Origin of the sequence: Rodentibacter sp. JRC1 (assembly GCF_020521555.1) — a bacterium.
In the GTDB taxonomy this organism is placed as follows: domain Bacteria; phylum Pseudomonadota; class Gammaproteobacteria; order Enterobacterales; family Pasteurellaceae; genus Rodentibacter; species Rodentibacter abscessus.
In genome coordinates, this window is record NZ_BPWA01000001.1 from 356,832 (window position 1) to 381,769 (window position 24,938).

Consider the following 24,938-nt stretch of genomic DNA (forward strand, 5'->3'; position numbering starts at 1 on the left):
GATCACTTATTTTTAATAACGCTTAATTCAGGAGCACATTATGAAATGTTTTAAAATGAAATGCTTAACCGCTTTAATTGCCGGTATGACAATGTTTAGTATCTCTACCGCTTCAGCGGAAATCAATCTACGATTTGGCTATGAAGCGCCTCGTAGTGATACTCAACATATCGCCGCCAAAAAATTTAATGAATTATTGGCAGACAAAACAAAAGGTGAAGTAAAACTAAAACTCTTCCCTGATAGTACGCTAGGCAATGCACAAACAATGATTGCCGGTGTTCGTGGTGGTACGATTGATCTCGAAATGTCTGGCTCACCTAACTTCACCGGATTGGTTCAAGAACTCAATGTAATTGACATTCCGTTTATTTTTAAAGATCGTGAACACGTTTATAAAGTATTAGACGGCGAAATCGGACAAGGCTTACTAAAATCGTTGGAAGAAAAAGGGCTTAAAGGATTAGCTTTTTGGGATGTGGGATTCCGTGCTTTCTCTAACTCTAAACACACGATGACAAAACCGGAAGATGTGAAAGGGCTAAAGGTTCGTACCAATCAAAATCCAATGTATATCGAAGCCTTCTCTCTTTTAGGGGCGAACCCGGTTCCAATGCCATTGGCAGAGCTTTACACCGCATTAGAAACACGGGCAGTTGATGCACAAGAACATCCGATTGGTATCTTTTGGTCTTCAAAATTATACGAAGTACAAAAATATCTCACGCTAAGCAATCACGGCTATACCCCGTTAATTGTTGTGATGAATAAAACAAAATTTGATTCGCTTTCCCCTACACTTCAGCAAGCTATTTTAGATGCAGCCAAAGAAGCCGGGAAATTTCAACGGGATCTCAACGTGAAAAACGAGCAAGAAATAATTACCAAGTTACGTAAAGAAGGCGTCGAAGTAATGGAAGCCATTGATTCTGAGCCATTTAAGGCGATTATCGAAGAAAAAGTACGCAAATCTTACATCGAAAAACATGGCGATACATTAGTCCGTAAAATTGATGAATTAGCCAAATAATATCGTAGCGGTCAACTGTGGTTGACTGCTTTCATTTTCATTCGAGGTTTTATGAATTATTACTTAGGCATTGATTGCGGTGGAACATTTATCAAAGCCGCATTATTTGATAATACCGGAAAATTGTATGGTATAGCCCGCCAAAATGTTCCCGTTATTAGTGAGCAATCCGGCTATGCCGAGCGGGATCCGGAAATGTTATGGCAAACCACTGCACAGGTAGTACGAGAAGCTATTGCGAAAAGTAATATTGCGTCAAAACACATCAAAGCGGTTGGAATTTCCGCACAAGGAAAAGGTGCGTTTTTTTTAGATAAACAAAACCGCCCTTTAGGACGGGCTATTTTATCTTCCGATCAACGTGCACTCGAAATCGTCAAAAAATGGCAGGCAGAGCATATTCCTGAACAACTTTATCCGATTACCCGACAAACCTTATGGACAGGGCATCCTGTGTCAATTCTCCGTTGGGTGAAAGAAAATGAGCCTCAACGCTATGATCGAATCGGTTCGGTTTTAATGTCTCACGACTACTTACGATTTTGTCTAACCGGACAGCTATTTTGTGAAGAAACCAATATCTCAGAATCAAATATCTACAACATTGAAACTGAAAAATATGATATTCATCTTGCAGAATTACTTGGAATAGCAGAAGTTTTCGATAAATTTCCACCGATAATAAAATCCGGAGAAATTGCGGGCTATATCACCAAACAAGCGGCGGAAATCACCGGATTAACCGAAGGAACTGCCGTTGTCGGCGGCTTATTTGATGTAGTTTCGACCGCACTTTGCGCTAATTTGGATGACGAAAAAAAATTGAATGTCGTACTTGGAACTTGGTCTGTGGTAAGCGGTATTACCGATCGTATTGATTCAAACCAATCAATCCCTTTTGTTTATGGTCGTTATGTCGAAAAAAACAAATTTATCGTTCACGAGGCCAGCCCTACTTCATCAGGCAATTTAGAATGGTTTTTAAATCGCTTTAAACATTTGGATTATGAGACGATTAATCAAGGTATTGATACTTTAGAACCTGCCAAAAGTTCTGTCTTGTTTGTTCCTTTTCTTTATGGCTCTAATGCCGGATTGGGTATGCAAGCGGGCTTTTACGGCTTGCAATCTTATCATACGGAAATCCATCTACTGCAAGCGGTTTATGAGGGCGTACTCTTCAGCCTTATGTATCATTTAGAGAAAATGAAACATCGTTTCCCCAATGCAAATATACTTAGAGTTACCGGCGGGCCAACCAAATCTAACGTATGGATGCAAATGCTGACAGATTTAACCGGTATGAAATTAGAAATTCCGGCGGTAGAAGAAACGGGGTGTTTAGGCGCAGCATTAGTTGCAATGGAGGCAATAGAAAAAAGTATAGATAAAAATACGATTTTAAATTCAGGTATGCGTACTATTATTCCTAATGAAAATAATTTCAATGCTTACCAAGAAAAATATCAACGCTATTTAAAATTTATTCAAGCCCTAAAAACTTTGATTTAGGATTTCAGCTGAAAAACCAACCGTATTTAGTTTAATCAATCAAATTCGGTTGGTTTCCCAATGAAAATCAGTTTTCCTTTACATTTTCGACATAAATATTCGGCTTTTTCCTTTAAAATGCGCTGATGACGGCGAACGGTTAATAAATGTGTTTGGCAAGAACAACGATATTCAAAGGTTTTTCCTTGCACATTTTGCACATCAAATTGATGGCAAGTATCTGCCGGTAAATGAAAAACCTGATTCATTAATGCTTTCCATTCCGCTCCGTGCGGTTTCACCCGTCCGAACATCTGATACACGATCAAATGTGCGAATTCGTGCGGTACAACCTGTCGAATAAATTCCTCGCTATTTTCCAACAACAAAGTGCGGTTAAATTTCACTTCATTTTTTTGTAGATAGGCAACGCCCGCTTTCACGCCTCGTAAATCATAACTCACCACGGGCATCAAAAATTCACGCTTAAAATAATCTTCCGCAAGACGTAATGATTCCGCAAGTTTTCGCTGAACCTGCATTTTTAAATGTCGAAACTGCGTCTGTGATGAAAGCATAAATTCCTAAAAAAACAAAAACCGCCAAAATAGCGGTTTTTATAGTGAATTAAATTAAGCTACAAGCCGAAGACGGTACAAACAGTACAGCGAGGCGCAACAATGCGGTAAACATTTTTAAATTTAATTCACTATAAGAAAATAATTACTTCAAACCTGCTGCGGCACGTAATTCTTCTGCACGATCCACTTTTTCCCATGGAAATTGTTCACGTCCGAAGTGTCCGTAAGCCGCCGTTTCACGGTAAATCGGTTGAATTAAATTCAACATTTTTATTAAACCGTAAGGGCGTAAATCAAAAAACTCACGAACTAAAGCCACCAACAATTCGTTGCTCACTTTACCTGTTCCGAAAGTTTCCACCATAATGGAAGTAGGTTCTGCCACACCGATTGCATAAGAAAGTTGGATTTCACAACGATCTGCCAAACCTGCCGCCACAATATTTTTCGCCACATAACGGGCTGCATAAGCGGCCGAACGGTCAACTTTTGACGGATCTTTACCTGAGAACGCGCCCCCACCGTGACGTGCGGCACCACCATAAGTATCAACAATAATTTTACGTCCGGTTAGACCGCAATCTCCCATTGGCCCGCCAATCACGAAACGACCTGTCGGATTAATAAAATATTTTGTTTCTTTTGAAAGCCATTCACTTGGCAAGATAGGTTTGATGATTTCTTCCATCACGCCTTCATGAAGATCTTTTTGATTAATTTCTTCCGAATGTTGGGTTGAAAGCACCACCGCATCCACACCGACAATTTTATTGTCTTCGTATTTTAATGTTACCTGACTTTTCGCATCAGGACGCAACCACGCCAATTTACCGCTTTTACGCACTTCCGCTTGTTTTTGCATTAAACGATGAGCATAGGTAATGGCAGCCGGCATTAATACATCGGTTTCATTGGTTGCGTAACCAAACATAATACCTTGGTCACCCGCACCTTGATCGAGCGGATTGTCACGATCCACACCTTGATTAATATCCGCAGACTGTTTGCCGATAGCATTTAACACGGCACAAGAATGTCCATCAAAGCCCATATCGGAATGTTCATAACCAATATCGCAAATCACTTTACGGGTTAAATTTTCAATATCCACCCAAGCCGATGTGGTGATTTCACCGCCCACCAAAGCCATACCGGTTTTCACATAAGTTTCACAGGCAACACGGGCTTTAGGATCTTGTTTTAGGATTTCATCAAGTACCGCATCGGAAATTTGATCGGCAATTTTATCCGGATGTCCTTCTGACACGGATTCTGAAGTAAATAAATAGCTTGACATAAATTCTCTCTTTCCATTTAGATGTATTGACGTATAGACGGCTATAATACGTATTTTCGCTCAATATGCAAGCACTATTATGAGGTAGTGTTTAACCAATTTTTTAAAATTTGCTCGCCATATTCCGACATATAAGATTCCGGGTGAAACTGCACGCCATAAATCGGCAAATATTTATGCTGCATTGCCATTACCACATTTTCATCACAAACGGCGGTAATTTCTAACACTTTGGGAAAATCTTCCGCTTGCACCGCCCAAGAATGGTATAACCCGATTTCAAATTGCATCGGCAATCCCAAAAATAGCGAAGAATTTGACCGCACTTTTAAACAATGTTTTTGTCCGTGACGAACTCCAGCCAAGTTATAAAGTGTGCCGCCGAAAAATTCACACAAGGTTTGATGCCCTAAACAAACACCGAGAATGGATTTTTGCCGATGATATTTTTCCAACATAGTAAATAATTGCGGATAAGCTCTTGGTACATCCGGGCCGGGAGAAATTAAAATATGCGTGAAAAATTCAGGCGTGCTTGCTTGCAAATCTTCAACATTCAACACCTCAAAAAGCACTTGAAGACGGCGAATAAGATCCACTAAATTGAAAGTAAAAGAATCGTGATTATTAATAATGAGTAATTTCATAACCGCTTGGCTTTCGTTATAATCGGGCAATTTTACGCTATAGTGAATTAAATTCAAATGGATATAACGTCGCGGCCGAAGACAATACAAACCGTACAACAAAGCAAAGCCACGCAATAAACATTTTTAAATTTAATCCACTATCAATTAGAAATAACACAATGCAACATTTTATTGAAAAAGCCAACCGCTACGGCGCACAACGCACACCTTTTTTCTTTTTGATTGATTTTGAACGGGAAAAACCACGCATTTTTCCTTTAGAAAAAGCCGCCTCACAAGGGATTTTTTTCAATATCTTAGGCAACACGAATACGGCGGAACAAAAAAACTTTCCGCAAAAATTTATTCATATCGACAAAAAACCGATTTCACTTGCAGATTATCAACAGGGATTTGAACTTGTTCAACAAGCATTGCAACAAGGTAATTCCTATTTATTAAACCTAACCTACCCGACTGAAATTTCAGGTAATTTCACGCTTGAGCGACTTTTTTATCAAACCCATGCGCCTTATAAATTATGGCTGAAAAATCAATTCGTATGCTTTTCTCCCGAATGCTTCGTGCATATTCACGCCAATAAAATTGCCACTTATCCAATGAAAGGGACAATTAACGCACGCTTACCCAATGCGGAAAATAGGTTATTGAATGATGAAAAGGAGAAACGTGAACATTACACGATTGTCGATCTAATGCGTAATGATCTCGCTATGGTGGCGAAAAACATTCAGGTAACAAAGTTTCGCTATGTGGATCGCATTCAAACACAAAAAAATACAATATTACAAACCAGTTCCGAGATCTACGGTGAATTAGAAGACAACTGGCAAGAAAAAGTGGGAGATATACTGGCGATATTATTACCGGCTGGCTCTATCAGCGGTGCGCCGAAAGAAAAAACCGTGCAAATTATTCAACAAGCGGAAAAGCAAGCACGTGGTTATTACACCGGCGTTTTTGGTCTTTTTGATGGAAAAACCCTACAAAGTGCGGTTGCAATTCGATTTATTTCTCAACGCAATGATAAATTTTATTTTCACAGTGGCGGCGGTATTACTATCCATAGCCGTTTAGAAGAGGAATATCAAGAGTTGCTCGAAAAAGTCTATTTACCTATTAAGGAAAATTAATGTTTCCGTTATTTGAAACCTTAGCCATCGAAAACGGCAAAATTCAAAATATCGACTACCACCAAACACGTTATGAACGCAGCCTACACCAATTTTATGGCAAAAGTGCGGTCAATATTTTTCCACTTTTTGATTTAATCCAACCGCCCGAACATTTGCGAAATAAACTGATACGTTGCCGTATTGATTACAATGACAAAGCCACCGTCGTTCAATATTTTGAATACGCACGAAAAATCTACCGCACTTTCCAACCCGTAATTTGTGATGAAATTGAATATGGCTTGAAATACGCTAATCGAGACTTACTCAATACACTATTTGCGCAACGAGGAGATTGTGATGAGATTATGATTATCAAAAACGGAAAAGTGACGGACTGTTCTATCGGAAATTTAGTTTTCCGCCAAAGTAATCAATGGTTTACACCTGATACTCCTTTATTACAAGGTACTCAGCGAGAAAAATTACTTCGTGAAGGAAAAATTCAACAAGCCACAATTTATGTGCGGGATATTAAAAAATTTGATGAAATCAGGCTGATTAACGCAATGAATGGTTTATAAAAATAATCCTATCACAAACCATCGTGGGGTGAGCAACCGATTGCCCACCGATGATTATAATCACCCCTTATAGGGTGACGTTAGGCGAAGCCGTAACGCACCATTAACAAGGTTTGGTGTAATGATGAAATGATACTTTACACAAAGCTCAACGCATCCTACCCAAATAAATATCGGATATAAAATTCTCTTTGTGCGGCTGATACATAATAATGTTTAATTCGCTGTGATAAACCAACAATTATGAATTTGCTTATTACGTTCAAAATCTAATGGCAAGGTTTTGTGAGAAATTTCAACCGCACTTAACCCCAATTCTTCCAATGCGGCAAAATCCATTTTGAATCCCCGTTTATTGTTGGAGAACACAATCGTTCCGTCTGTACGCAAAATACGTTTTAAATTACGCATTAGTTTGATGTGATCTCGTTGCACATCCCAGCTTTCTTCCATTCGTTTAGAATTGGAAAAGGTGGGCGGATCAACAAAAATTAAATCAAACTGACGATCACACTTTTCCAACCATTGCAAACAATCCGCTTGAATCAATTTATGTGCTTTACCTTCCACATCATTCAAAATAAGATTTTGTTCCGCCCAATTGAGATAGGTTTTCGACATATCAACCGTTGTGGTTGATTTCGCCCCGCCTAATGCTGCGTGAACGGTCGCCGAACCGGTGTAAGCAAACAGATTTAAAAAATCCTTACCTTTCGCTAACTCACCTACCATTTTTCTGGTGAGCCTGTGATCCAAAAATAATCCCGTATCTAAATAATCCGTCAGATTCACCCAAAGCTGTGCGCCATATTCATTCACATAGAAATACTCCCCTTTATTAGCGAGTTTTTCATATTGATTCGTGCCTTTTTGTTTTTGGCGAACTTTTAAAATTAATTTATTCGTCTCCACATTCGTTACCTGCAATGTGGCGGTAACGGCATCCAATAAACGCTGACGGGCTTTATTTTCATCAATATTTTTCGGCGCAGCATATTCTTGCACGACAATATGATCACCATAACGATCCACCGCCAAATTATATTCCGGCAAATCGGCATCATACAAACGGTAAGCATCTAAACCTTGCTGCTTCGCCCATTTTTCGATTTTCTTGATATTTTTCTGTAAACGATTGGCAAAATCCACTGCAACATCTAAAGTGCGGTTAAATTCAAGGGCATTTTCGACCGCACTTTCCTCTTTCTGACGTGCTGAAATTTGATAATTTTTCTGAACACAATCAAGCGGACCATTTTTCGCCTTGAACTGGCGGGCCGCACGCATTCGTAAGCAATCAAGCAATGTGGATTCGCTGCTGAAAATAGAGGCGTTCCAACCACCGAACTGTTTTTTCAAACGTTGCCCAAAAATAGAGTAAAGGGCAATCAATGCAGGTGTTGTGCCTAAACGTTCGCCATAAGGCGGATTACAAATCACCGTTCCCACTTCATTCGGAGCTGGGTTTTCTAGGGCTGCGACATCGCCTTGTTGCCATTTAATTAAATGGGCGACTCCGGCATTTTGAGCGTTTCGTTGCGCCTTTTTCAAGACACGATGCTCAAGATCGAAACCATAAAAGTGCGGTTGAATTTCCCTTTGTTTTTCCTTCGCAGTACTTATCGCTTCCTCTTTTACTTTTTCCCAAGCCGCTTGGTTATGCCCTTTCCAAAAATCAAAGCCCCAGTGTAAACGGTATAGTTGCGGTGCGATTTTCGCCTCCATTTGTGCCGCTTCAATTAACAATGTTCCGGAACCACACATTGGATCAACCAATGGCGTGCCCTGTTTCCACTCGGAACGCAAAACTATTGCGGCAGCCAACGTTTCCCGCAATGGCGCTTGACCGGTATCCTCACGATAACCGCGCATATGTAAGGCTTCACCGCTCAAATCTAAGGAAATCACTAATTCCTCACGATTTAAATAGGCGTGAATACGCACATCCGGCTGCATTTTATCAACACTTGGGCGCGCTTTTCCTTGACGTTCAAAGTAATCGACAATGCCGTCTTTCACCCGCATTGCGCCAAACTGAGTATGACGAATTTCTTGGTTCGTGCCGTTAAAATCCACAAAAAACGTTACTCGCTCATCAAATTGAGCCAACCAATTAAAGCCCGAAACCGCCGCATAAAGATCTAAATCGCTGTAAATTTTGGTTTCAATTAAAGGTAACAAAATACGTGAAGCCAAACGTGACCAAAGTAATGTTCGGTAAAGGGTCTCATCATCTGCGTGAAAATGCACGCCGCCTTGCACGACTTTTGCATCTTGCGCACCAAGTTCGGTCAGTTCAACTTTTAGCAGTTCCTCAAAGCCACGAGAGGTGGTGGCAAATAATTGTTTCATTGAAATTCTCGGTAGGAAAAAATTGGGCGGATTATAGCATAAAGGTGAAATATCAGTTTACATAAAAAATGGTGGGATCTCCCACCATTGTTGTTACTTTATAAATCACTTACTCAAACACTGTGCATAGCTATCTGCTGTTGCCTGTAAGAAGTTTACATAGGCGTTTTCGCCGAGCGTTACGCTATCGCCTATCGGATCTAATCGTCCGACATTCACTTTTGTACTTTGAGCAAGGGATTCAATCACTTTTGGCGTGAATTGCGGTTCTGCAAATAAGCAGTTTACCCGGTGTTCTTCAATTTCTTCTTTAATATGCGCAATGGTTTTCGCCCCCGGTGCAACCAGTGGGTTAATGGTGAAATAGCCGGTTTGTTTCAACCCGTATGCGTCATTAAAATAGCCGTAAGCATCGTGGAAAACAAAAAATCCTTTATCCGCAAATGGAGCAAGTTGAGCCTTAATTTTATCGCTTTGAATTTCTAAAGTGCGGTTGAAATTATCAAGATTTTTGGCTATGAGTTCTTTCTTATCAGGAAATTGTGTCGTGAGTTTATCCGCTACTTTTTGCGCGACAATTCGACTAATCGCCGGAGAATACCAAACGTGCCAGTTAGTCGTTAGCCCTTCGTGGTGATCATGGTCATGGTCGTGATCATGCTCCCCTTTATTCTCATCTTTATGGCTATGTTTATGATTGTGCTCTCCCTCTTCGTGCGAATGTTCGTGATGGGCTTTGCCAAGTAATGGTTCGATGCCTTCAAGATCTGCAATGGTGATCACTTTTTTACGATCAATTTGATTGATCGGTTTGTCCAAAAATGAATCCACATCTTCACCAATCCACAGCACTAAATCCGCCGATTTTACTTTTTGAATATCGGATAATTTTAAACTGTAATCGTGCGGGGAAGCACCGGGTGGAACAAGCACTTGAGTGTCGGTAACGCCATTCGCAATCGAAGAAGCAATAAAGCCAAGCGGTTTAACGGATGCCAATACATCAGCATTGGCAAACATTGGAAAAGCTAAAAGTGCGGTTGAAATCGCGCTAATTTTTAACGATATTTTCATTTTGTCTCCTTTGTTGTTAATAATAATTCTCAAATAGGCGGTAAATCCTACATTTTTTAAAGCAAATTGCAATCATTTTATGCAAAAAAAAAAAGCAACTTTCGTTGCCTTTATGGAAATCTTTATTTTTTCAGTAACTTATCAATGACACGAGAAACCGCAAAAAAGCCGAAGGTTGCTGTTATCATTGTTGCCGCACCAAATCCGTTTGCGCAATTCATCGTAGCAGAAACGGCACATCCTTCCTCCGTTTTAGGAAAAATCAACGGTTGGGTGGAAAAAACAGCCTCTACACCGAACTTACGCTGTGGGTTTTGGGTAAAATTAAAATTCTTACGCAAAATTGACCGCACTTTGGCAAGTAAAGGGTCTTGAATGGTTTTGCTCAAATCTGCAATTTGAATTTGAGTAGGATCCGTTTGCCCCCCTGCGCCTCCTACGGTGATAATTTTGGTTTTATTCCGTTTACAATAAGCAATCATCGCTGCTTTGGTTTTCACATTATCAATGGCATCAATTACGTAATCATAGCCACGGTTAAGATAATCCGCTTGGTTATCCGGTGAAATAAAATCATCAATAATATTGACGATACATTCCGGGTTAATCAATTTCACACGTTCTGCCATTACTTCCGTTTTGAGTTTACCGATATTGCCGCTTAATGCCGGTAGCTGGCGGTTGATATTGGTAACACAAATATCATCCATATCAATCAATGTGAGCTGTCCAACGCCTGAACGCGCTAAGGCTTCAACTACCCACGATCCCACACCGCCAATACCGATCACACAGATGTGCGCTTGGCGAAGTCGGTTCAGTCCCTCGGGCGTATAAAGCCGCCCGATACCGCCGAAACGTTGTTCGTAATTATCCACTCTCGCCATTAATTCAGCACCCAAACACGTCCATAATGTTTTGAAAGACCGGCAATATGCCCCGCTTGTTCACCAATACCGCGATATAAATCAAAATGGTGTCCGTTTACAGCGCCCCCTACATCTAATGCCACCATTAAATGTAATTTATGTGAACCTTTCCACTTGCCATCGTCATCAATATCCGGCACTTCAACCAACAAAACGGAGCCTGATGGAATCAGATTACGATCCGAAGCTACTGCCGCCATTGGTACTAATGGTACACCGGCAGAGCCTTTTACTTTTCCGCTCGGATCATTTTTAAAGAACACATAGGACGGATTACGTTCCAACAAACTTTGTACTCGCGACGGGTTCGCATTTCCCCAGTCGCGGATAGCTTGAATGGACATTTTCTCTTTCGGGATTTCACCGTCTTCAACAAGTAAACGCCCTACCGCTTGATATTTGAAACCGTTTTGTCCCGCATAAGCAAAATAATTCAAATTGCCACTACCTAAATCAACATAACCGCTCCCTTGTACACCAAGCAAGAAGTTATCAAGCATTGAATCACTATAAGCAAGCTCTAGCCCTTTCCCTTCCAATGCGCCCGCATAGATCTGCGCACGAGAGAAACGTTTATTTGCCGGCATTGCATAAATAGGGTGTTGGAATTTCCCTTGCGGAGAACGGCGTGCATGAATAACCGGTGAATAATACCCTGTCATCAACACGTTTTGATAACCGTCAAATCCTTTCATAATTTGTGGCGAAATACCATATTGCGCCAGCTCACTCATATTAGCACCGGAAAGTACCCAATTCGTGATTTTAGAATAGTTGTTATAAAAACGATCAGAAAGTCGGCTTGAATAGGTTTTTACATTAGAAAGTTGGGTTAAAAAATCGCCCTGATTAATGACCGCACTTTGATTTTCTACGAAAGAAACGGGAGATAAAAGACTTTGTTGATAGCTGCGACCGTCATATTTTGCACCAAATTTTTGGGGATCATCGCCTGTCGGAGTAAGAATAGATGAACCCGCTTTGTTTGGCGAAGTACCACAAGCAGTCAAAATTGAAGTCACCGCTAAAACTAAAAATACTTTGAAACCGAGATTGTGACAAAATTTCATTCCTTTAATTCCTGAATAAAACGAAGAGTTACAAAGGCGCATACGCTATCAAAAAATACTCAAAACCTCTAGCACTATTTCCTGATAACGTTTAATTTATGTGCGTTTTGTTCATTTTGTTGACAAATGAAAAGCAAAGTTTTGTTTAATACTTGCAAAAATTTTTTAAGCAGGTATATTGTGCACCATCAGACGCGGGGTGGAGCAGCTTGGTAGCTCGTCGGGCTCATAACCCGAAGGCCGTCGGTTCAAATCCGGCCCCCGCAACCAAATTCTAAAGCATCGATTTTTTATCGGTGCTTTTTCTTTATCCGGCACATTAAAAAGCATTCCCCCTAGTGGAAAATGCTTTTTTCTTATTTAATTGAAATATGTACGGTAATTTCTTCTCTATCGTGATACAGCTGTTTCGCTTGAATATCAAAATGAAGATTATTTTTCGCCAATTTATCCGATAGCATTTCCAGACATTGCGTAACCTCTTGATAACGTTTTTTCATCGGCAATTTTAAGTTGAAAATGGTCTCACGACACCAACCGTTGACTAGCCATTTTCCTATTAAATTCGCAATTCGGTTCGGTTGTTCCACCATATCACAGACAAGCCAATCAATACGCTTTCGCTTTGGCGGATGAAATTTAAATCCGTCTTCCGCACAATGTTCGATTCGTCCGGTATCATGCAGGCTCGCAGCCATTTTGCCATGATCTACCGCATACACAAACAAGCCTCGTTTAACCAGTTGATAAGTCCAACCTCCGGGGCAAGCGCCGAGATCAACCGCAACCATATTTTCATTTAGGCGTTTACTTTCTTCTTTACGCGGAATAAAAGTTAAAATCGCTTCTTCTAATTTAAGCGTAGAACGGCTTGGTGCTTCTGATGGAAACTTTAAACGAGGAATACCCATAAAATATTCGGAATGATTATTCGTATAAGAATAGCCGACATAGCAACAATTCGGTTTCACAAAAAAACAATGTAAAAATTGACCGCACTTTTGTGTCGGTTTGGCGGCAAGCCAGCCCTGCTTTTTCAGCGCTTGACGCAATGGTACGGTAAATTTTCGACAAAATGTAGAAAGTGATTTTGATTCGTTGGTATCTGCCGTTTCAACAAAAAGTTCGATGGATTGGTTAAAATTCACTTGGTGTGATAACTGTTCAAACGCTGCAATAATCGGGCTAATTCGATCGATTGGATCTAAATTCTCCAATAAATCGGATACCACCAGCATTTGACGGGCAAAGATCAGTTGGTTAAAGGGAATTTCGCGTGCTAAACGATCCGCTTCATCCGGTTGATAACATTCAAAAATCACATAACCCGAATTTTCTTGCACTCGTGCAAAACCAAATATGCCTAATGCCGTCGCACGATCAGTAATTTCGGCAACGACTTCTTTTTCAAACCCTGAACGACAATATAGTGCTAATTTATTCATCTTCTTTTTTTATTGCTGTAATAATCCAACGGCGAAATGCTTGAATTTGTTCATCATCAAGGCGATCAAGTTGATTCACCACATAAAAAGATTTAGGATCCGGCAGACCCGTTTCCAATACAATTTGTAATGTGCTTTGTTCAATTTCTTGTAACGCAAGTAAACGATTCGCAAGAACAATCCCTTGCCCGTGAATTGCCGCCTGTAATGCCATAAAAGTGTGGCTAAATAATGGACCCTGCTGAATATTTAATTCATCCAATGCCAAATAATCCGCCATTGCACGCCAATTATCACGGGTATGAGTATGAATCAGTATATGATGTTTTAAATCCTCTTTACTGCGAATCGGATTCTTAGCCAATAATTCCGGCGAAGCCAAAATCAGTAAATTCTCTTTTCCCAAGCAATCAACCTGCAAATTTTGCCAATCTCCTTTGCCATAATAAATGGCAAGATCAATTTCCTTATTCAGCAATCCCTCATCTTGATCAACGCCCTTTAAGCGAACTTCAACTTCGGGGTGAAGCCGATTAAACTCACTCAAATGAGGAACAAGCCATTGAATACCAAAGGTTTGCGGCACGCTAATGGTTAAATGCGGATCGTTTTTTAAAGTTAATAATCGATCTGTTGCTTCGTTTAATTTACGCAGAATTTTATTAATATCTGCGAAGTAGATTTTGCCGAACTCCGTTAATTCTAAAGCACGATTTTTACGCTTAAATAATTCTACGCCTAAAAAATCTTCTAATAGTTTAATTTGGTGACTCACTGCTGCCTGCGTAACAAAAAGTTCATCAGCCGCTTTTGTGAAGCTTAAATGTCGTGCGGCAGATTCAAAAGACTTCAGTGAATTCAAGGGAGGCAAACGTTTATACATAATTCTTCCCAAATGTAATTTTTTCATCTATAATACATAGGATTCTATTCGGATTAGTTTTTCTAATCTGTCAAATAAGAAAACATCATTTGTTCTTGTTTTCTCTACTCCCTATAATGCCCTCATACTTAACAGTTGGTAATTCCTTACTAGTTAATGAGTTTCGGACTTAAGTATGATGTTGTGTTTGCATATAGTTCGGGAAACCGAACTTGAGTAACAATTAGTTACTCGTTTACTTCCTGTATATTTAGACCTTTTTGGTTAAACGCCGCTCTTCTTGAGGGGCGTTTTTTTTGGCTTGATCTTAACATATCCCCTTTTTCTTTTCCTCTTTAACTTTAAAAACTTTTGAATAACTGCTGTTTTTTTCTAAGAAATCTCAAAAAATTTCCGCTTTAAGGTTTTAATGCTTCAAATAATGGTGTAGATTAAATCTCATTTTTATAGAACATTGCACTTAAGGGAAACAAGATGAAAGACTTAGATTGGAATAACCTCGGTTTTAGTTATATAAAAACAGACTATCGTTTTATCGCCCATTGGAAAGAGGGTAAATGGGATGAAGGCAAACTCACGACTGACAACACTCTACATATTCACGAAGGCTCAACCGCCCTTCATTACGGTCAACAATGTTTTGAAGGTTTAAAGGCCTATCGCTGTAAAGATGGCTCTATCAACCTATTCCGTCCGGATCAAAATGCCAAACGTATGCAACGTACTTCTGCCCGTCTTTTAATGCCACAAGTCCCCACCGAACTATTCGTGCGCGCTTGTAAAGAAGTGGTGAAAGCTAACGAAGAATGGTTAGGTCCCTATGGCTCCGGCGCTACCTTATATTTACGTCCGTTCTTAATCGGTGTCGGTGAAAATATCGGTGTGAAAACCGCACCGGAGTTTATTTTCTCTGTATTCTGTTGTCCGGTTGGTGCTTATTTCAAAGGCGGACTTGCCCCTTCTAACTTTATTACAACCGAATACGACCGCGCAGCACCAATGGGAACAGGCGGTGTAAAAGTAGGCGGTAACTATGCGGCAAGTCTTCTTCCACACGAGTTGGCCGCAGAGCAAGGCACTCCGGAACGTAAATTTGCCGATGCCATTTACCTTGATCCGAAAACCCACACTAAAATTGAAGAAGTGGGTGCGGCAAATTTCTTCGGTATAACCAAAGATAACAAATTTATCACACCGGTATCCGAATCAATTTTACCAAGTATTACAAAATACTCCTTACTTCATATTGCTAAAACACGCTTAGGAATGGAAGCTATTGAAGGAGATGTGTATATCGATCAATTAGATCAATTTGCAGAAGCAGGCGCATGCGGTACTGCGGCGGTTATTACTCCTGTTGGCGGTATTCAGCACAAGGGCAATTTCCACGTGTTCTATTCCGAAACTGAAGTCGGTCCGATCACCCGCAAACTTTATAATGAACTAACCGGTATTCAATTCGGTGATATTGAAGCACCGGAAGGTTGGATTGTTAAAGTAGAATAGTTTTTAAGTGTTAAAAAAGTGCGGTCGAAATGATCTGCCCCCAAAAGTTGGACAAAATAAACCAACTTAGTCAGGGGCAGATTTTATGACCAAATACAATCAAACATTCAAACAACAAGCCATCGATTTTTATCTTAAAAATCACTTAGATATTTCACTTACAAAAAAACAATTTCAACTTTCCGACACCACCTTAAGACGTTGGATTACCCAATATCAACATTCAGGCAATGCAGGGCTTGCCCTATTGCCCGGCAAACGCATTTATTCCGCTGAATTTAAATATCAAGTCATCCTTGCCGTTCAAAAAGGGGATTTCTCTGCAAGGCAAGCGACAATCCATTTCGGCATAAGTAATTCAGGTCTTATCAGCCAATGGTTGAAAGCCTTTGAAAAAGACGGTATAAACGGTTTACACCCCAAACCGAAAGGAAGACCGACAATGTCCCCGAAAAAACCAAAATACGCCAAAATGCCACCGCCGCCGAAGACCGAAGAAGACCGCTTACGGTTAAGGATTTTGGAGCTTGAAGCGGAGGTGGCATTTCTAAAAAAGTTGGACGAAGTGATGCGGGAGGAAGAAGCCGAACGGCGGCGATTATCCAAAGATTGAGAGGGACGTTTCCGCTTAACATCTTGCTTTCATTGGCAAATTTGTCTCGTAGTGTGTTTTTCTATCATTTAAAGCCGAAGGCGGATAAAAATACCGCACTTAAAGCGGAAATCAGGCGGATTAAAGCAGAAAATCCGGCGTATGGTTATCGCCGAGTAAGTGCGTTATTGAAAGGCGTTAATCACAAACGGGTACAACACTTAATCCAACAAATGGGGCTACAGGTGAAGGGCAAAAAAGCGAGAAAGTACGCCGCCTATCGCGGTGAAATCGGAAACATCGCCCCAAACCGCTTACAACGGGATTTCACCACAACCCGACCAAACGAAAAATGGCTTACCGACATCACGGAAATCAAAGCCAAAGACGGCAGTAAATGTTACGTCTCACCGATTTTAGACTGCTTCAACTCGGAAATCATCAGCGTTGCTATCAGTCGAAGCCCGAATTGGCAACAAGTGAAAGTAATGTTGCAACAAGCGGTCGAAAAATTACCCAAAGAGGCGAAGCCGATACTGCATTCGGACCAAGGTTGGCAATATCAAATGTGTGCGTATCAACGCATCTTACAAGAAAACGGCATAGTGCAGAGTATGTCAAGAAAGGGAAACTGCCTAGATAATGCGATGATGGAGAGCTTTTTCGGGCGGATGAAAACGGAATGTATCTATGGTAAGCATTTTGACAATGCCGAGGAGGTTGCACAAGCGGTGAGGGAGTATATACGGTATTACAATGAGGAACGAATACAATTAAAATTAAACGGCTTGAGCCCGATACAATATCGAACTCAAACCATTTGTTAAATGGTCTAACTTTTTGGGGTCAGATCAAAATTGACCGCTCTTAACACTATCTTTCGTTATGAATTTCCAAATTCGTTGCATCCTTTTCACGCTTTTTCTTTGCCGAATCATTACGTTGAAAAGCGATGTTATCAAGATATTCCGGTGTAATATCACCCGTAATATATTCTCCGGTGAAAACGGAACAATCAAAACCTTGAATTCTTGGGTTTTCTTCTTGTACCGATTCAGTGAGCGCACTGAGATCTTGGAAAATAAGTTTATCCACGCCGATTAATTTGGCAATTTCGTCCACATTTCGACCATGAGCAATGAGTTCATCCTTGGTTGGCATATCAATGCCATATACGTTCGGATAACGAATCTCCGGTGCGGCTGAGGCAAAATAAATTTTCTTCGCTCCGGCAGCACGTGCCATTTCTACAATTTGTTCCGAAGTCGTGCCTCGCACGATAGAATCGTCCACCAACAAGACATTTTTTCCTTTAAACTCCGCTTTAATGGTATTCAATTTACGGCGAACGGAACTAATACGCTGTGCTTGCCCCGGCATAATGAAGGTTCGTCCCACATAACGGTTTTTTACAAAACCTTGGCGATAAGGTTTGTTAAGCACATTGGCGATTTGCAATGCAATATCCGTTGAGGTTTCAGGTACGGGAATAACCACATCAATATTATCTAATTCATCTTGCCATTCACGGGCGATTTTTTGTCCTAAACGCTCCCCCATATGAACGCGTGCCGCATAAACGGAAACGCCGTCCATAATGGAATCCGGACGGGCAAAATAGACGTATTCAAAAATACAAGGATTTAAGACCGCACTTTCTGCACATTGCTGCGCATAAAGTCTGCCGCCAAATGTTACATAAACGGCTTCTCCCGGTGCGACATCTCTTACGAAATCAAAGCCTGCAACATCCAACGCCACCGTTTCTGAAGCAAACATATAATCGGTTTTGCCGTTTTCTTCACGCTTACCTAATACTAAAGGGCGTATGCCGAACGGATCCCGAAATGCGACCATACCATGCCCGATAATCATCGCTAAACAAGCATACGCACCACGCACATCTTTATGAGTTTTGCTTACAGCATAGAAAATATCTTGAGGATCAAGATGATCTTGTGGAATGTTATCAAGATGATTGGCAAAAATGTTGAGCAGTAATTCGGAATCAGAATTGGTGTTGACATGGCGACGTGCGGTTTTAAACACTTTTTCCTTTAATTCACCGGAATTGGTTAAGTTACCGTTATGCACCAAAGTAACTCCATAAGGCGAATTTACATAAAACGGTTGTGCTTCCGATACGCTTGAACTGCCTGCGGTAGGATAACGTACGTGCCCCATTCCCGCATTACCTTGTAAACGCAACATATGCTCTTGTCTAAAAATATCACTCACTAAACCATTGGCTTTGCGTAAGCGAAAACGATTTTCGTCATCCACCGTGACAATTCCTGCGGCATCCTGCCCTCGATGCTGTAATAACGTTAATGCTGCATAAATAGATTCATTAACCGGACTTTGGCTAACAATGCCGACAATACCACACATTTCATGATCCTTATTGATTAAGTGTTGAATTTAAGAAACTGGAACTCTCTTGAAGCTGTTGGAAAAACCATTCAATGATAAAGCCGAAATGTGGAATCAATTTTGATGTTTTCCACCAATCGGATTGCTCAAAATTCGTAAAGGTATCCAAGAAAAATAAGATCGCGGCAACAATCAATACACCGCGTAGTAAACCAAATGCCGCCCCCAATACACGATCGGTGCCGCTTAACCCTGTTTTATCCACTAACTGTGCGATAACAAAATTCACTATCCCTCCCACAATCAGTGTGAGAATAAACAAAATACCGATTGCCGTCCCGTTACGCACATATATGGAGTCAATTTGAGTTAAATAAGTTGCAAGATAAGGGTAAAATTGACTTGCCACAATAAAGGCAACGACCCAACTGGCAAGTGATAACACTTCGCGTACGAAGCCACGTAACAAACTGACAAGAATAGAAAAAGCGATAATGCCAATAATAATGTAATCGATCATTAAAAAATCTCTCAATAAAAAGAGCCGCATAAAGCAGCCGAAGGGTATTCTACAAAAATAAAGTAAAAAAGAAAACGTTTGCGTAAACTAAATTTCTTGCCAAAACGTGCGATCCAATCGCCGCTCCGCTTTCCTTAAGACTTCCGCCAAATGTTGATATGTCGGTTTGCCCTGTACGATTGGTAAGGGCTCATGAATTTCTTTTAGATATTCACAAATATCGTAAAACCAAACCGCACTTTGCGCACCTAAAGGCGATATTGCCCGCTTTCCCAGCCAATATAGACCTTGAAAAGGAATAAGCAAGGCAAAAAGTGCGGTCAAAACCGCAAGAGAAAATGCTACTACATCCTGCTTTGCATAAAGTTGCTGCCACACTACGGCAAATACCGCAATTAGCGGCATTGTTTTTTGTGCAAAACGTGTAACCTTTATAATTCGATTTTCAGGAAAAATAATCCCTAACTTTGCCTCTTTCGGCCAAGTATCAAGATAAATTTGACCTTTTTTAAAAATAGAAAAAACAGACATAAAAAACACTCCTAAAAAACTCGGCGCTTATCATACTCTTGTTCACCAAAAGTTTCTATCTCATTAAATTGATTAAATTTTAACCTCTTTCAATTGAGGTTTGATTTTTCTTTAACAAGTGAATTTATTTTATCGCATAAAAGGTGTATTCTATGCCCCACTTATTCAGTTTGTTCGCCAAGTTCATTACGGCGAACAAATTTCTATTAACTTCAATCTTACAATAGGTTTCTTATGTCAAAACTTGTTCTTATCCTTAATTGTGGTAGCTCATCACTAAAATTCTCAATCCTTGATCCTATTTCAGGCGATGAAAAATTATCGGGTTTAGCCGAGGCGTTCTATTTGCCTGAAGCCCGTATTAAATGGAAATTGCACGGTGAAAAAGGACAAGCTGACTTAGGTGCGGGTGCTGCTCACACAGAAGCATTAAACTTCATTGTTGAAAACATTTTTACTAAAGATCCTGAATTACAAAATAGTATTTCCGCTATTGGTCATCGTGTTGTGCACGGTGGTGAAAAATTCACAAAATCAGTGCTTATCACCGATGAAGTCTTAAAAGGCATTGAAGATGCAGTTCAATTTGCCCCGTTACACAACCCTGCTCACTTAATCGGTATTCGTGAAGCATTCAAATTATTCCCGGCATTAAAAGACAAAAATGTTGCCGTATTTGATACCGCTTTCCATCAAACGATGCCTGAAGAAGCTTTCTTATACGCACTACCGTACTCGTTTTATAAAGAACATGGCGTTCGTCGCTATGGCGCGCACGGAACCAGCCATTATTATGTAAGCCGTGAAGCGGCAAAACGCTTAAATGTAGCAGAAGATAAAGTAAATGTAATTACTTGCCACTTAGGTAACGGCGGTTCTATTTCTGCAATTCGTCATGGTGAGTGTATTGATACGTCAATGGGTTTAACGCCATTGGAAGGTTTGGTTATGGGTACGCGTTCCGGTGATATTGATCCGGCAATTATGTTCTATATGCATAAAACTTTAGGTATGTCCGTAGATGAAATCGAAACTACATTAACCAAAAAATCCGGTCTTTTAGGTTTAACCGAAGTAACCAGCGACTGTCGCTATGCGGAAGATAACTATGATAAGGAAGTTCCGGCAAAACGTGCCTTAGACGTATATTGTTACCGTTTAGCAAAATACATCGGTTCTTATATGGCGGTTATCGGTGAACGTTTAGATGCTATCGTATTTACCGGCGGTATCGGCGAAAATTCTGCTCACGTACGTGAAATCACATTAAATCACTTAAAACTTTTCGGTTATCAAATCGATGAAGAGCGTAATCTTGCCGCACGTTTCGGTAATGAAGGCGTAATCACTAAAGATGGTTCTCCGATTGCAATGGTAATCCCAACCAACGAAGAATTAGTGATCGCACAAGATACTGCAAAACTTTGTTTCTAATTTTATAAACAAACTGCCGAAAAGTTCGGCAGTTTTTCTTTTTTCATAACTCAATCAATTAAGGTTTATTATGTCCCGTACAATTATCCTTATCCCAGTTAGTGCCGGCGTTGGTTTAACCAGTGTAAGTCTTGGTCTCATTCAATCACTTGAACAAAAAGGCGCGAAAGTCGGTTTTATGAAACCTATTTCTCAACCCAATTCCGGTGAAGATCAATTAGATCGCACGACCTCTATTGTTCGCTCCAGTACCACACTTGAGACGGCGGAGCCGTTTATGTTAAGCGTGGCTGAATCATTAATCGGTCAGAACCAATCTGATGTATTGTTAGAAAAAATCGTTGAAAATCATCAACAACTTTCTAAAAATAACGAAATTGTTGTAGTAGAAGGATTAATTCCAACCCGCAAACACGGCTATGCAAACAGCATTAACTATGAAATCGCACAAGCATTAGATGCGGAAATTGTGTTAGTTGCCGCACCGTCAACAGAAACACCGGCAGAGTTAAAAGAACGAGTGGAAGCAGCTGCTTCATTATTTGGCGGTAAACATAACCCTAACCTACTCGGTGTTGTAGTCAATAAATTCAATGCACCGATTGATGAATCAGGTCGCACCCGTCCGGATTTAACGGAAATCTTCGATTCTTTCCAACACAGTCATAATAGTAAATCGGAATTAACCAAATTATTTTCAAATAGTGCTATTAAGCTGCTTGCCTGTGTGCCATGGTCAGCGGATCTCATCGCAACCCGAGCAATCGATTTAGTCAAACATTTAGGTGCAACAATTATTAATGAAGGCGATATCAACCGCCGTATTCGTGGAATCACTTTTTGTGCGAGAAGTCTGCCAAATATGGTAGAACACTTCCGTGCAGGGAGCTTATTAGTGGTATCGGCAGATCGTCCTGATGCGATTGTAGCTGCTGCACTGGCAGCCTCAAACGGTGTCGAAATCGGTGGTATGCTCTTAACCGGCGGCTATAAAATTGACGCACAAATCAACAAACTTTGCCAACACGTATTTGAAACGACTAAATTGCCAATCTTCCGTATTGAAGGTAATACATGGCAAACCGCATTAAATCTACAAAGTTTCAATCTTGAAGTACCGGTTGATGATAAAGAACGTATCGAAAATATTAAAGACTATATGAGCCAACAATTCGATACTCAATTTATTGAGGGCTTAGTTGCCGCTTCGACACGTTTACGCCGTTTATCGCCACCGGCGTTCCGTTTCCAATTAACCGAGTTGGCTCGTGCTGCGAAAAAACGTATCGTTTTACCTGAAGGTGATGAACCTCGCACAATCAAAGCAGCCGTGCTTTGTGCGGAACGTGGTATTGCCGAATGTGTCTTATTGGCCGATCCTGCCTCCGTTCAACGCGTTGCCGAAGCACAAGGCGTTCAGTTAGGTAAAGGTATCACTATCATCAATCCTGCTGATGTGCGTGAAAATTATGTCGATCGTTTAGTTGAACTCCGCAAAGCAAAAGGTATGACTGAAACGGCGGCACGTGAACAGCTGGAAGATACCGTTGTGCTTGGCACGATGATGTTGGAAGCAAATGAAGTGGATGGTTTAGTGTCCGGTGCAGTTCACACCACCGCCAATACGATTCGCCCACCAATGCAAATTATCAAAACTGCACCGGGTAGCTCCATTGTTTCTTCTATCTTCTTTATGTTGCTACCGGATCAAGTTCTTGTGTATGGCGACTGTGCGGTAAATCCTGATCCAACGGCAGAACAATTAGCTGAAATCGCTATTCAATCCGCCGATTCGGCAAAAGCATTCGGTATCGATCCGAAAGTTGCGATGATCTCTTACTCCACCGGTACATCAGGTAGCGGTGCAGATGTAGAAAAAGTCAAAGAAGCAACACGTCTTGCGAAAGAAAAACGCCCGGATTTACTCATTGACGGTCCTTTACAATACGATGCAGCCGTAATGGAAGATGTGGCTCGCTCTAAAGCACCAAACTCCCCTGTGGCGGGTAAGGCAACCGTATTCGTATTCCCTGATTTAAATACCGGTAACACTACTTACAAAGCGGTTCAACGTTCCGCTGACTTAGTGTCTATCGGTCCAATGTTGCAAGGTATGCGTAAACCGGTGAACGATTTATCCCGTGGTGCGCTGGTCGACGATATTGTGTACACGATTGCATTAACAGCAATTCAGGCGACACAAGCATAATTTAAAACTCATATGAAAACGACCGCTCTTCTTAAGTGCGGTCGTTTTTTATAATAATTTTTAAGCTTCAATCGATTTCAACAATGTTAAAAGTTGTAAACCTATCTCTCTACGCCAGCCAAGCAATAAATCCGGTAATTTATCTTGCGGTTCATTATGTAGCCAAACCCACTTTATAAGCTCCTCTAAACTCCGTTTGCTTGCTAAAATCTCTAATGTTAAACCTTGTGGTGTTAATTCATAAGCTTTTTCCTGCAACAAACGAATCGCTTTTTTATAACGAGAATCCTCCACCACACGTACAATTCGTTTCGGATAATCATAAGGAGAAACACGACGTGCCTGCGCTAAAAGTTGTAAAATTTTTTTACCACGCACACGCACTTCGTTATTTGTTAGTCCGATTTCAAGCATTTCCGATGTATTGCGGGGGTTGTATTTGGCGACTTTCCATAAATGCTCTGATTTCACCACATAAGACAGTGCTAAATCACGTGTTATTGCTACTTCTTGTCGCCATTGAGCAAGAATTTTCAAACGAGCAAGTTCTAATGGATTTAATTTCCAAGCATTTGGAATATCCAAATAAGCCTTGTCAGCCTCATTTTTTTGTAGCCTAGTTGCTTTTGCTAAGGCTAATTCACAATCAGAATGAACCGCATTCACCCAAGGTGTTTCTGCCAGTTCTTTCAGTAAACAATGGTAAAGCGGTAACAAATACCAAACATCACCGGCGGCATAATGTAGCTGTATATCAGACAAAGGGCGTTTAATCCAATTTGTTCTGGTTGCGCCTTTATCCACCTCAACATTCAAATATTGCAATGCCAGTTTTGCTAATCCGACTGAATTTCCCAATCCAAGAAAACGCGCCATAATTTGCGTATCCATCATAGGTTGAGGCAACTGATCAAATTCTTGTAAAAATACCTGTAAATCCTCGCTACAAGAATGAAGGATTTTTAACACATTAGAATCTGCCAATAATGCGACAAAAGGGGAAAAATCAGTGATATTTAAAGGATCAATAAGGGAAATATGTTCACCATCATAAAGCTGAATAAGACCGAGCTTTGGGAAATAGGTAGAAACTCGTACAAATTCAGTATCTAAAGCGACCGCACTTTGTTGACGAGCCAAACGACAAGTTTCCTCCAGTGCTTGGTCTGTCGTGATCAGTGAAAAGTGCGGTTGATTTTGGCTTTCTTTTATCATGATATTATCTCTTAAACTAAAGAACAAAAATGGGATATCACTATCCCATTATTTTTC

At 40.6% G+C, this 24,938-nt stretch carries 21 protein-coding genes and 1 tRNA gene; 9 read left to right on the plus strand and 13 right to left on the minus strand.

The features are described from left to right. Positions 1-40: 40 nt before the first annotated feature. Both HEMROJRC1_RS01570 and HEMROJRC1_RS01575 read left to right on the plus strand, forming a co-directional pair. The gene (locus HEMROJRC1_RS01570) at positions 41-1,030 is read left to right on the plus strand and encodes a TRAP transporter substrate-binding protein (protein WP_226691320.1); all 990 of its coding nucleotides are present in this window, start codon (positions 41-43) and stop codon (positions 1,028-1,030) included. Between the two features lie 51 nt (positions 1,031-1,081). Continuing rightward, entirely contained in the window at positions 1,082-2,542 is a 1,461-nt protein-coding gene (locus HEMROJRC1_RS01575; protein WP_226691321.1) for an FGGY-family carbohydrate kinase, read from the plus strand. Between the two features lie 35 nt (positions 2,543-2,577). On the opposite strand, the gene HEMROJRC1_RS01580 is transcribed toward HEMROJRC1_RS01575, so the two are convergent. The 3 genes from HEMROJRC1_RS01580 to HEMROJRC1_RS01590 form a co-directional block, all read right to left on the minus strand. Next, positions 2,578-3,099 (minus strand): SprT family zinc-dependent metalloprotease, encoded by a 522-nt coding sequence (locus HEMROJRC1_RS01580; RefSeq protein WP_226691322.1) that lies wholly within the window; start codon positions 3,097-3,099, stop codon positions 2,578-2,580. A 145-nt stretch (positions 3,100-3,244) separates the two neighbouring features. Next, on the minus strand, positions 3,245-4,399 hold the full coding sequence (gene metK / locus HEMROJRC1_RS01585; RefSeq protein ID WP_226691323.1) for a methionine adenosyltransferase: 1,155 nt from the start codon (positions 4,397-4,399) through the stop codon (positions 3,245-3,247). Positions 4,400-4,476: 77 nt separating this feature from the next. Beyond that, on the minus strand, positions 4,477-5,046 hold the full coding sequence (locus HEMROJRC1_RS01590) for an anthranilate synthase component II (RefSeq protein WP_226691324.1): 570 nt from the start codon (positions 5,044-5,046) through the stop codon (positions 4,477-4,479). A 161-nt stretch (positions 5,047-5,207) separates the two neighbouring features. On the opposite strand from HEMROJRC1_RS01590, the gene HEMROJRC1_RS01595 reads away from it, so the two are divergent. Then, positions 5,208-6,182, plus strand: a complete 975-nt coding sequence (locus HEMROJRC1_RS01595; RefSeq protein ID WP_226691325.1) for an aminodeoxychorismate synthase component I — start codon at positions 5,208-5,210, stop codon at positions 6,180-6,182. Beyond that, positions 6,182-6,748, plus strand: a complete 567-nt coding sequence (locus HEMROJRC1_RS01600; protein ID WP_226691326.1) for an aminotransferase class IV family protein — start codon at positions 6,182-6,184, stop codon at positions 6,746-6,748. The genes HEMROJRC1_RS01595 and HEMROJRC1_RS01600 overlap by 1 nt, the downstream gene beginning before the upstream one ends. A gap of 216 nt (positions 6,749-6,964) precedes the next feature. Here the strand turns inward: HEMROJRC1_RS01600 and rlmKL are convergent, their stop codons facing one another. The 4 genes from rlmKL to mltA all read right to left on the minus strand — a co-directional run bounded on the left by rlmKL (position 6,965) and on the right by mltA (position 12,173). Continuing rightward, entirely contained in the window at positions 6,965-9,100 is a 2,136-nt protein-coding gene (gene rlmKL / locus HEMROJRC1_RS01605; RefSeq protein ID WP_226691327.1) for a bifunctional 23S rRNA (guanine(2069)-N(7))-methyltransferase RlmK/23S rRNA (guanine(2445)-N(2))-methyltransferase RlmL, read from the minus strand. Between the two features lie 105 nt (positions 9,101-9,205). Then, on the minus strand, positions 9,206-10,174 hold the full coding sequence (gene znuA, locus HEMROJRC1_RS01610) for a zinc ABC transporter substrate-binding protein ZnuA (protein ID WP_226691328.1): 969 nt from the start codon (positions 10,172-10,174) through the stop codon (positions 9,206-9,208). Positions 10,175-10,296: 122 nt separating this feature from the next. After that, complete coding sequence (gene tcdA / locus HEMROJRC1_RS01615; RefSeq protein ID WP_226691329.1) at positions 10,297-11,061, minus strand: tRNA cyclic N6-threonylcarbamoyladenosine(37) synthase TcdA; 765 nt, start codon at positions 11,059-11,061, stop codon at positions 10,297-10,299. After that, positions 11,061-12,173, minus strand: coding sequence for a murein transglycosylase A (mltA, locus tag HEMROJRC1_RS01620; RefSeq protein WP_226691330.1), 1,113 nt, complete (start codon positions 12,171-12,173; stop codon positions 11,061-11,063). Before mltA ends, tcdA begins: the two co-directional genes overlap by 1 nt. Positions 12,174-12,366: 193 nt before the next feature. On the opposite strand from mltA, the gene HEMROJRC1_RS01625 reads away from it, so the two are divergent. Beyond that, a tRNA-Met gene (locus tag HEMROJRC1_RS01625) sits at positions 12,367-12,443 on the plus strand. Positions 12,444-12,529: 86 nt separating this feature from the next. On the opposite strand, the gene rlmM is transcribed toward HEMROJRC1_RS01625, so the two are convergent. Together rlmM and HEMROJRC1_RS01635 are read right to left on the minus strand one after the other, a co-directional pair. After that, complete coding sequence (gene rlmM, locus HEMROJRC1_RS01630) at positions 12,530-13,618, minus strand: 23S rRNA (cytidine(2498)-2'-O)-methyltransferase RlmM (RefSeq protein WP_226691331.1); 1,089 nt, start codon at positions 13,616-13,618, stop codon at positions 12,530-12,532. Continuing rightward, positions 13,611-14,501 carry a transcriptional regulator GcvA gene (locus HEMROJRC1_RS01635; protein ID WP_226692905.1) on the minus strand — a complete coding sequence of 297 codons (891 nt, stop codon included), beginning with the start codon at positions 14,499-14,501 and terminating at the stop codon, positions 13,611-13,613. Before HEMROJRC1_RS01635 ends, rlmM begins: the two co-directional genes overlap by 8 nt. Before the next feature lie 474 nt (positions 14,502-14,975). Here HEMROJRC1_RS01635 and HEMROJRC1_RS01640 point away from each other — a divergent pair, with 474 nt between their 5' ends. Next, complete coding sequence (locus HEMROJRC1_RS01640) at positions 14,976-16,007, plus strand: branched-chain amino acid aminotransferase (protein WP_226691332.1); 1,032 nt, start codon at positions 14,976-14,978, stop codon at positions 16,005-16,007. A gap of 85 nt (positions 16,008-16,092) precedes the next feature. Continuing rightward, a protein-coding gene (locus tag HEMROJRC1_RS01645; protein WP_226691333.1) for an IS3 family transposase occupies positions 16,093-17,426 on the plus strand; the annotation gives its coding sequence in 2 pieces (ribosomal slippage) (positions 16,093-16,597 and positions 16,597-17,426; 1,335 coding nt in all). Between the two features lie 46 nt (positions 17,427-17,472). Here the strand turns inward: HEMROJRC1_RS01645 and purF are convergent. From purF to yfbV, 3 genes are all read right to left on the minus strand, one after another. After that, positions 17,473-18,990 (minus strand): amidophosphoribosyltransferase, encoded by a 1,518-nt coding sequence (gene purF, locus HEMROJRC1_RS01650; protein ID WP_226691334.1) that lies wholly within the window; start codon positions 18,988-18,990, stop codon positions 17,473-17,475. A 10-nt stretch (positions 18,991-19,000) separates the two neighbouring features. Next, positions 19,001-19,492: a CvpA family protein gene (locus HEMROJRC1_RS01655; protein ID WP_226691335.1), complete on the minus strand. Its 492-nt coding sequence runs from the start codon at positions 19,490-19,492 to the stop codon at positions 19,001-19,003. An 87-nt stretch (positions 19,493-19,579) separates the two neighbouring features. Beyond that, positions 19,580-20,023: a terminus macrodomain insulation protein YfbV gene (gene yfbV / locus HEMROJRC1_RS01660; RefSeq protein ID WP_226691336.1), complete on the minus strand. Its 444-nt coding sequence runs from the start codon at positions 20,021-20,023 to the stop codon at positions 19,580-19,582. Positions 20,024-20,257: 234 nt separating this feature from the next. Between yfbV and HEMROJRC1_RS01665 the strand changes: the two genes are divergently transcribed. Together HEMROJRC1_RS01665 and pta are read left to right on the plus strand one after the other, a co-directional pair. Next, positions 20,258-21,457: an acetate kinase gene (locus HEMROJRC1_RS01665; protein ID WP_226691337.1), complete on the plus strand. Its 1,200-nt coding sequence runs from the start codon at positions 20,258-20,260 to the stop codon at positions 21,455-21,457. 70 nt (positions 21,458-21,527) lie between these two features. Then, a complete protein-coding gene (gene pta / locus HEMROJRC1_RS01670) occupies positions 21,528-23,666 on the plus strand; it encodes a phosphate acetyltransferase (protein ID WP_226691338.1) in 2,139 nt (712 codons plus the stop codon). 60 nt (positions 23,667-23,726) lie between these two features. Here the strand turns inward: pta and rnd are convergent, their stop codons facing one another. Then, positions 23,727-24,881: a ribonuclease D gene (gene rnd, locus HEMROJRC1_RS01675; protein WP_226691339.1), complete on the minus strand. Its 1,155-nt coding sequence runs from the start codon at positions 24,879-24,881 to the stop codon at positions 23,727-23,729. Positions 24,882-24,938 lie beyond the last annotated feature (57 nt).

Bases quoted from the DNA above. Each gene is read 5' to 3' on its own strand.
- HEMROJRC1_RS01665 (WP_226691337.1), top strand. From the start codon at position 20,258: ATGTCAAAACTTGTTCTTATCCTTAATTGTGGTAGCTCATCACTAAAA.
- pta (WP_226691338.1), top strand. From the start codon at position 21,528: ATGTCCCGTACAATTATCCTTATCCCAGTTAGTGCCGGCGTTGGTTTA.
- HEMROJRC1_RS01590 (WP_226691324.1), bottom strand. From the start codon at position 5,046: ATGAAATTACTCATTATTAATAATCACGATTCTTTTACTTTCAATTTA.
- znuA (WP_226691328.1), bottom strand. From the start codon at position 10,174: ATGAAAATATCGTTAAAAATTAGCGCGATTTCAACCGCACTTTTAGCT.
- tcdA (WP_226691329.1), bottom strand. From the start codon at position 11,061: ATGGCGAGAGTGGATAATTACGAACAACGTTTCGGCGGTATCGGGCGG.
- HEMROJRC1_RS01595 (WP_226691325.1), top strand. From the start codon at position 5,208: ATGCAACATTTTATTGAAAAAGCCAACCGCTACGGCGCACAACGCACA.
- mltA (WP_226691330.1), bottom strand. From the start codon at position 12,173: ATGAAATTTTGTCACAATCTCGGTTTCAAAGTATTTTTAGTTTTAGCG.
- rnd (WP_226691339.1), bottom strand. From the start codon at position 24,881: ATGATAAAAGAAAGCCAAAATCAACCGCACTTTTCACTGATCACGACA.
- HEMROJRC1_RS01635 (WP_226692905.1), bottom strand. From the start codon at position 14,501: ATGTATAAACGTTTGCCTCCCTTGAATTCACTGAAGTCTTTTGAATCT.
- purF (WP_226691334.1), bottom strand. From the start codon at position 18,990: ATGTGTGGTATTGTCGGCATTGTTAGCCAAAGTCCGGTTAATGAATCT.
- HEMROJRC1_RS01580 (WP_226691322.1), bottom strand. From the start codon at position 3,099: ATGCTTTCATCACAGACGCAGTTTCGACATTTAAAAATGCAGGTTCAG.
- metK (WP_226691323.1), bottom strand. From the start codon at position 4,399: ATGTCAAGCTATTTATTTACTTCAGAATCCGTGTCAGAAGGACATCCG.
- rlmKL (WP_226691327.1), bottom strand. From the start codon at position 9,100: ATGAAACAATTATTTGCCACCACCTCTCGTGGCTTTGAGGAACTGCTA.
- HEMROJRC1_RS01575 (WP_226691321.1), top strand. From the start codon at position 1,082: ATGAATTATTACTTAGGCATTGATTGCGGTGGAACATTTATCAAAGCC.
- HEMROJRC1_RS01570 (WP_226691320.1), top strand. From the start codon at position 41: ATGAAATGTTTTAAAATGAAATGCTTAACCGCTTTAATTGCCGGTATG.
- rlmM (WP_226691331.1), bottom strand. From the start codon at position 13,618: ATGAATAAATTAGCACTATATTGTCGTTCAGGGTTTGAAAAAGAAGTC.
- HEMROJRC1_RS01640 (WP_226691332.1), top strand. From the start codon at position 14,976: ATGAAAGACTTAGATTGGAATAACCTCGGTTTTAGTTATATAAAAACA.
- yfbV (WP_226691336.1), bottom strand. From the start codon at position 20,023: ATGTCTGTTTTTTCTATTTTTAAAAAAGGTCAAATTTATCTTGATACT.
- HEMROJRC1_RS01600 (WP_226691326.1), top strand. From the start codon at position 6,182: ATGTTTCCGTTATTTGAAACCTTAGCCATCGAAAACGGCAAAATTCAA.
- HEMROJRC1_RS01655 (WP_226691335.1), bottom strand. From the start codon at position 19,492: ATGATCGATTACATTATTATTGGCATTATCGCTTTTTCTATTCTTGTC.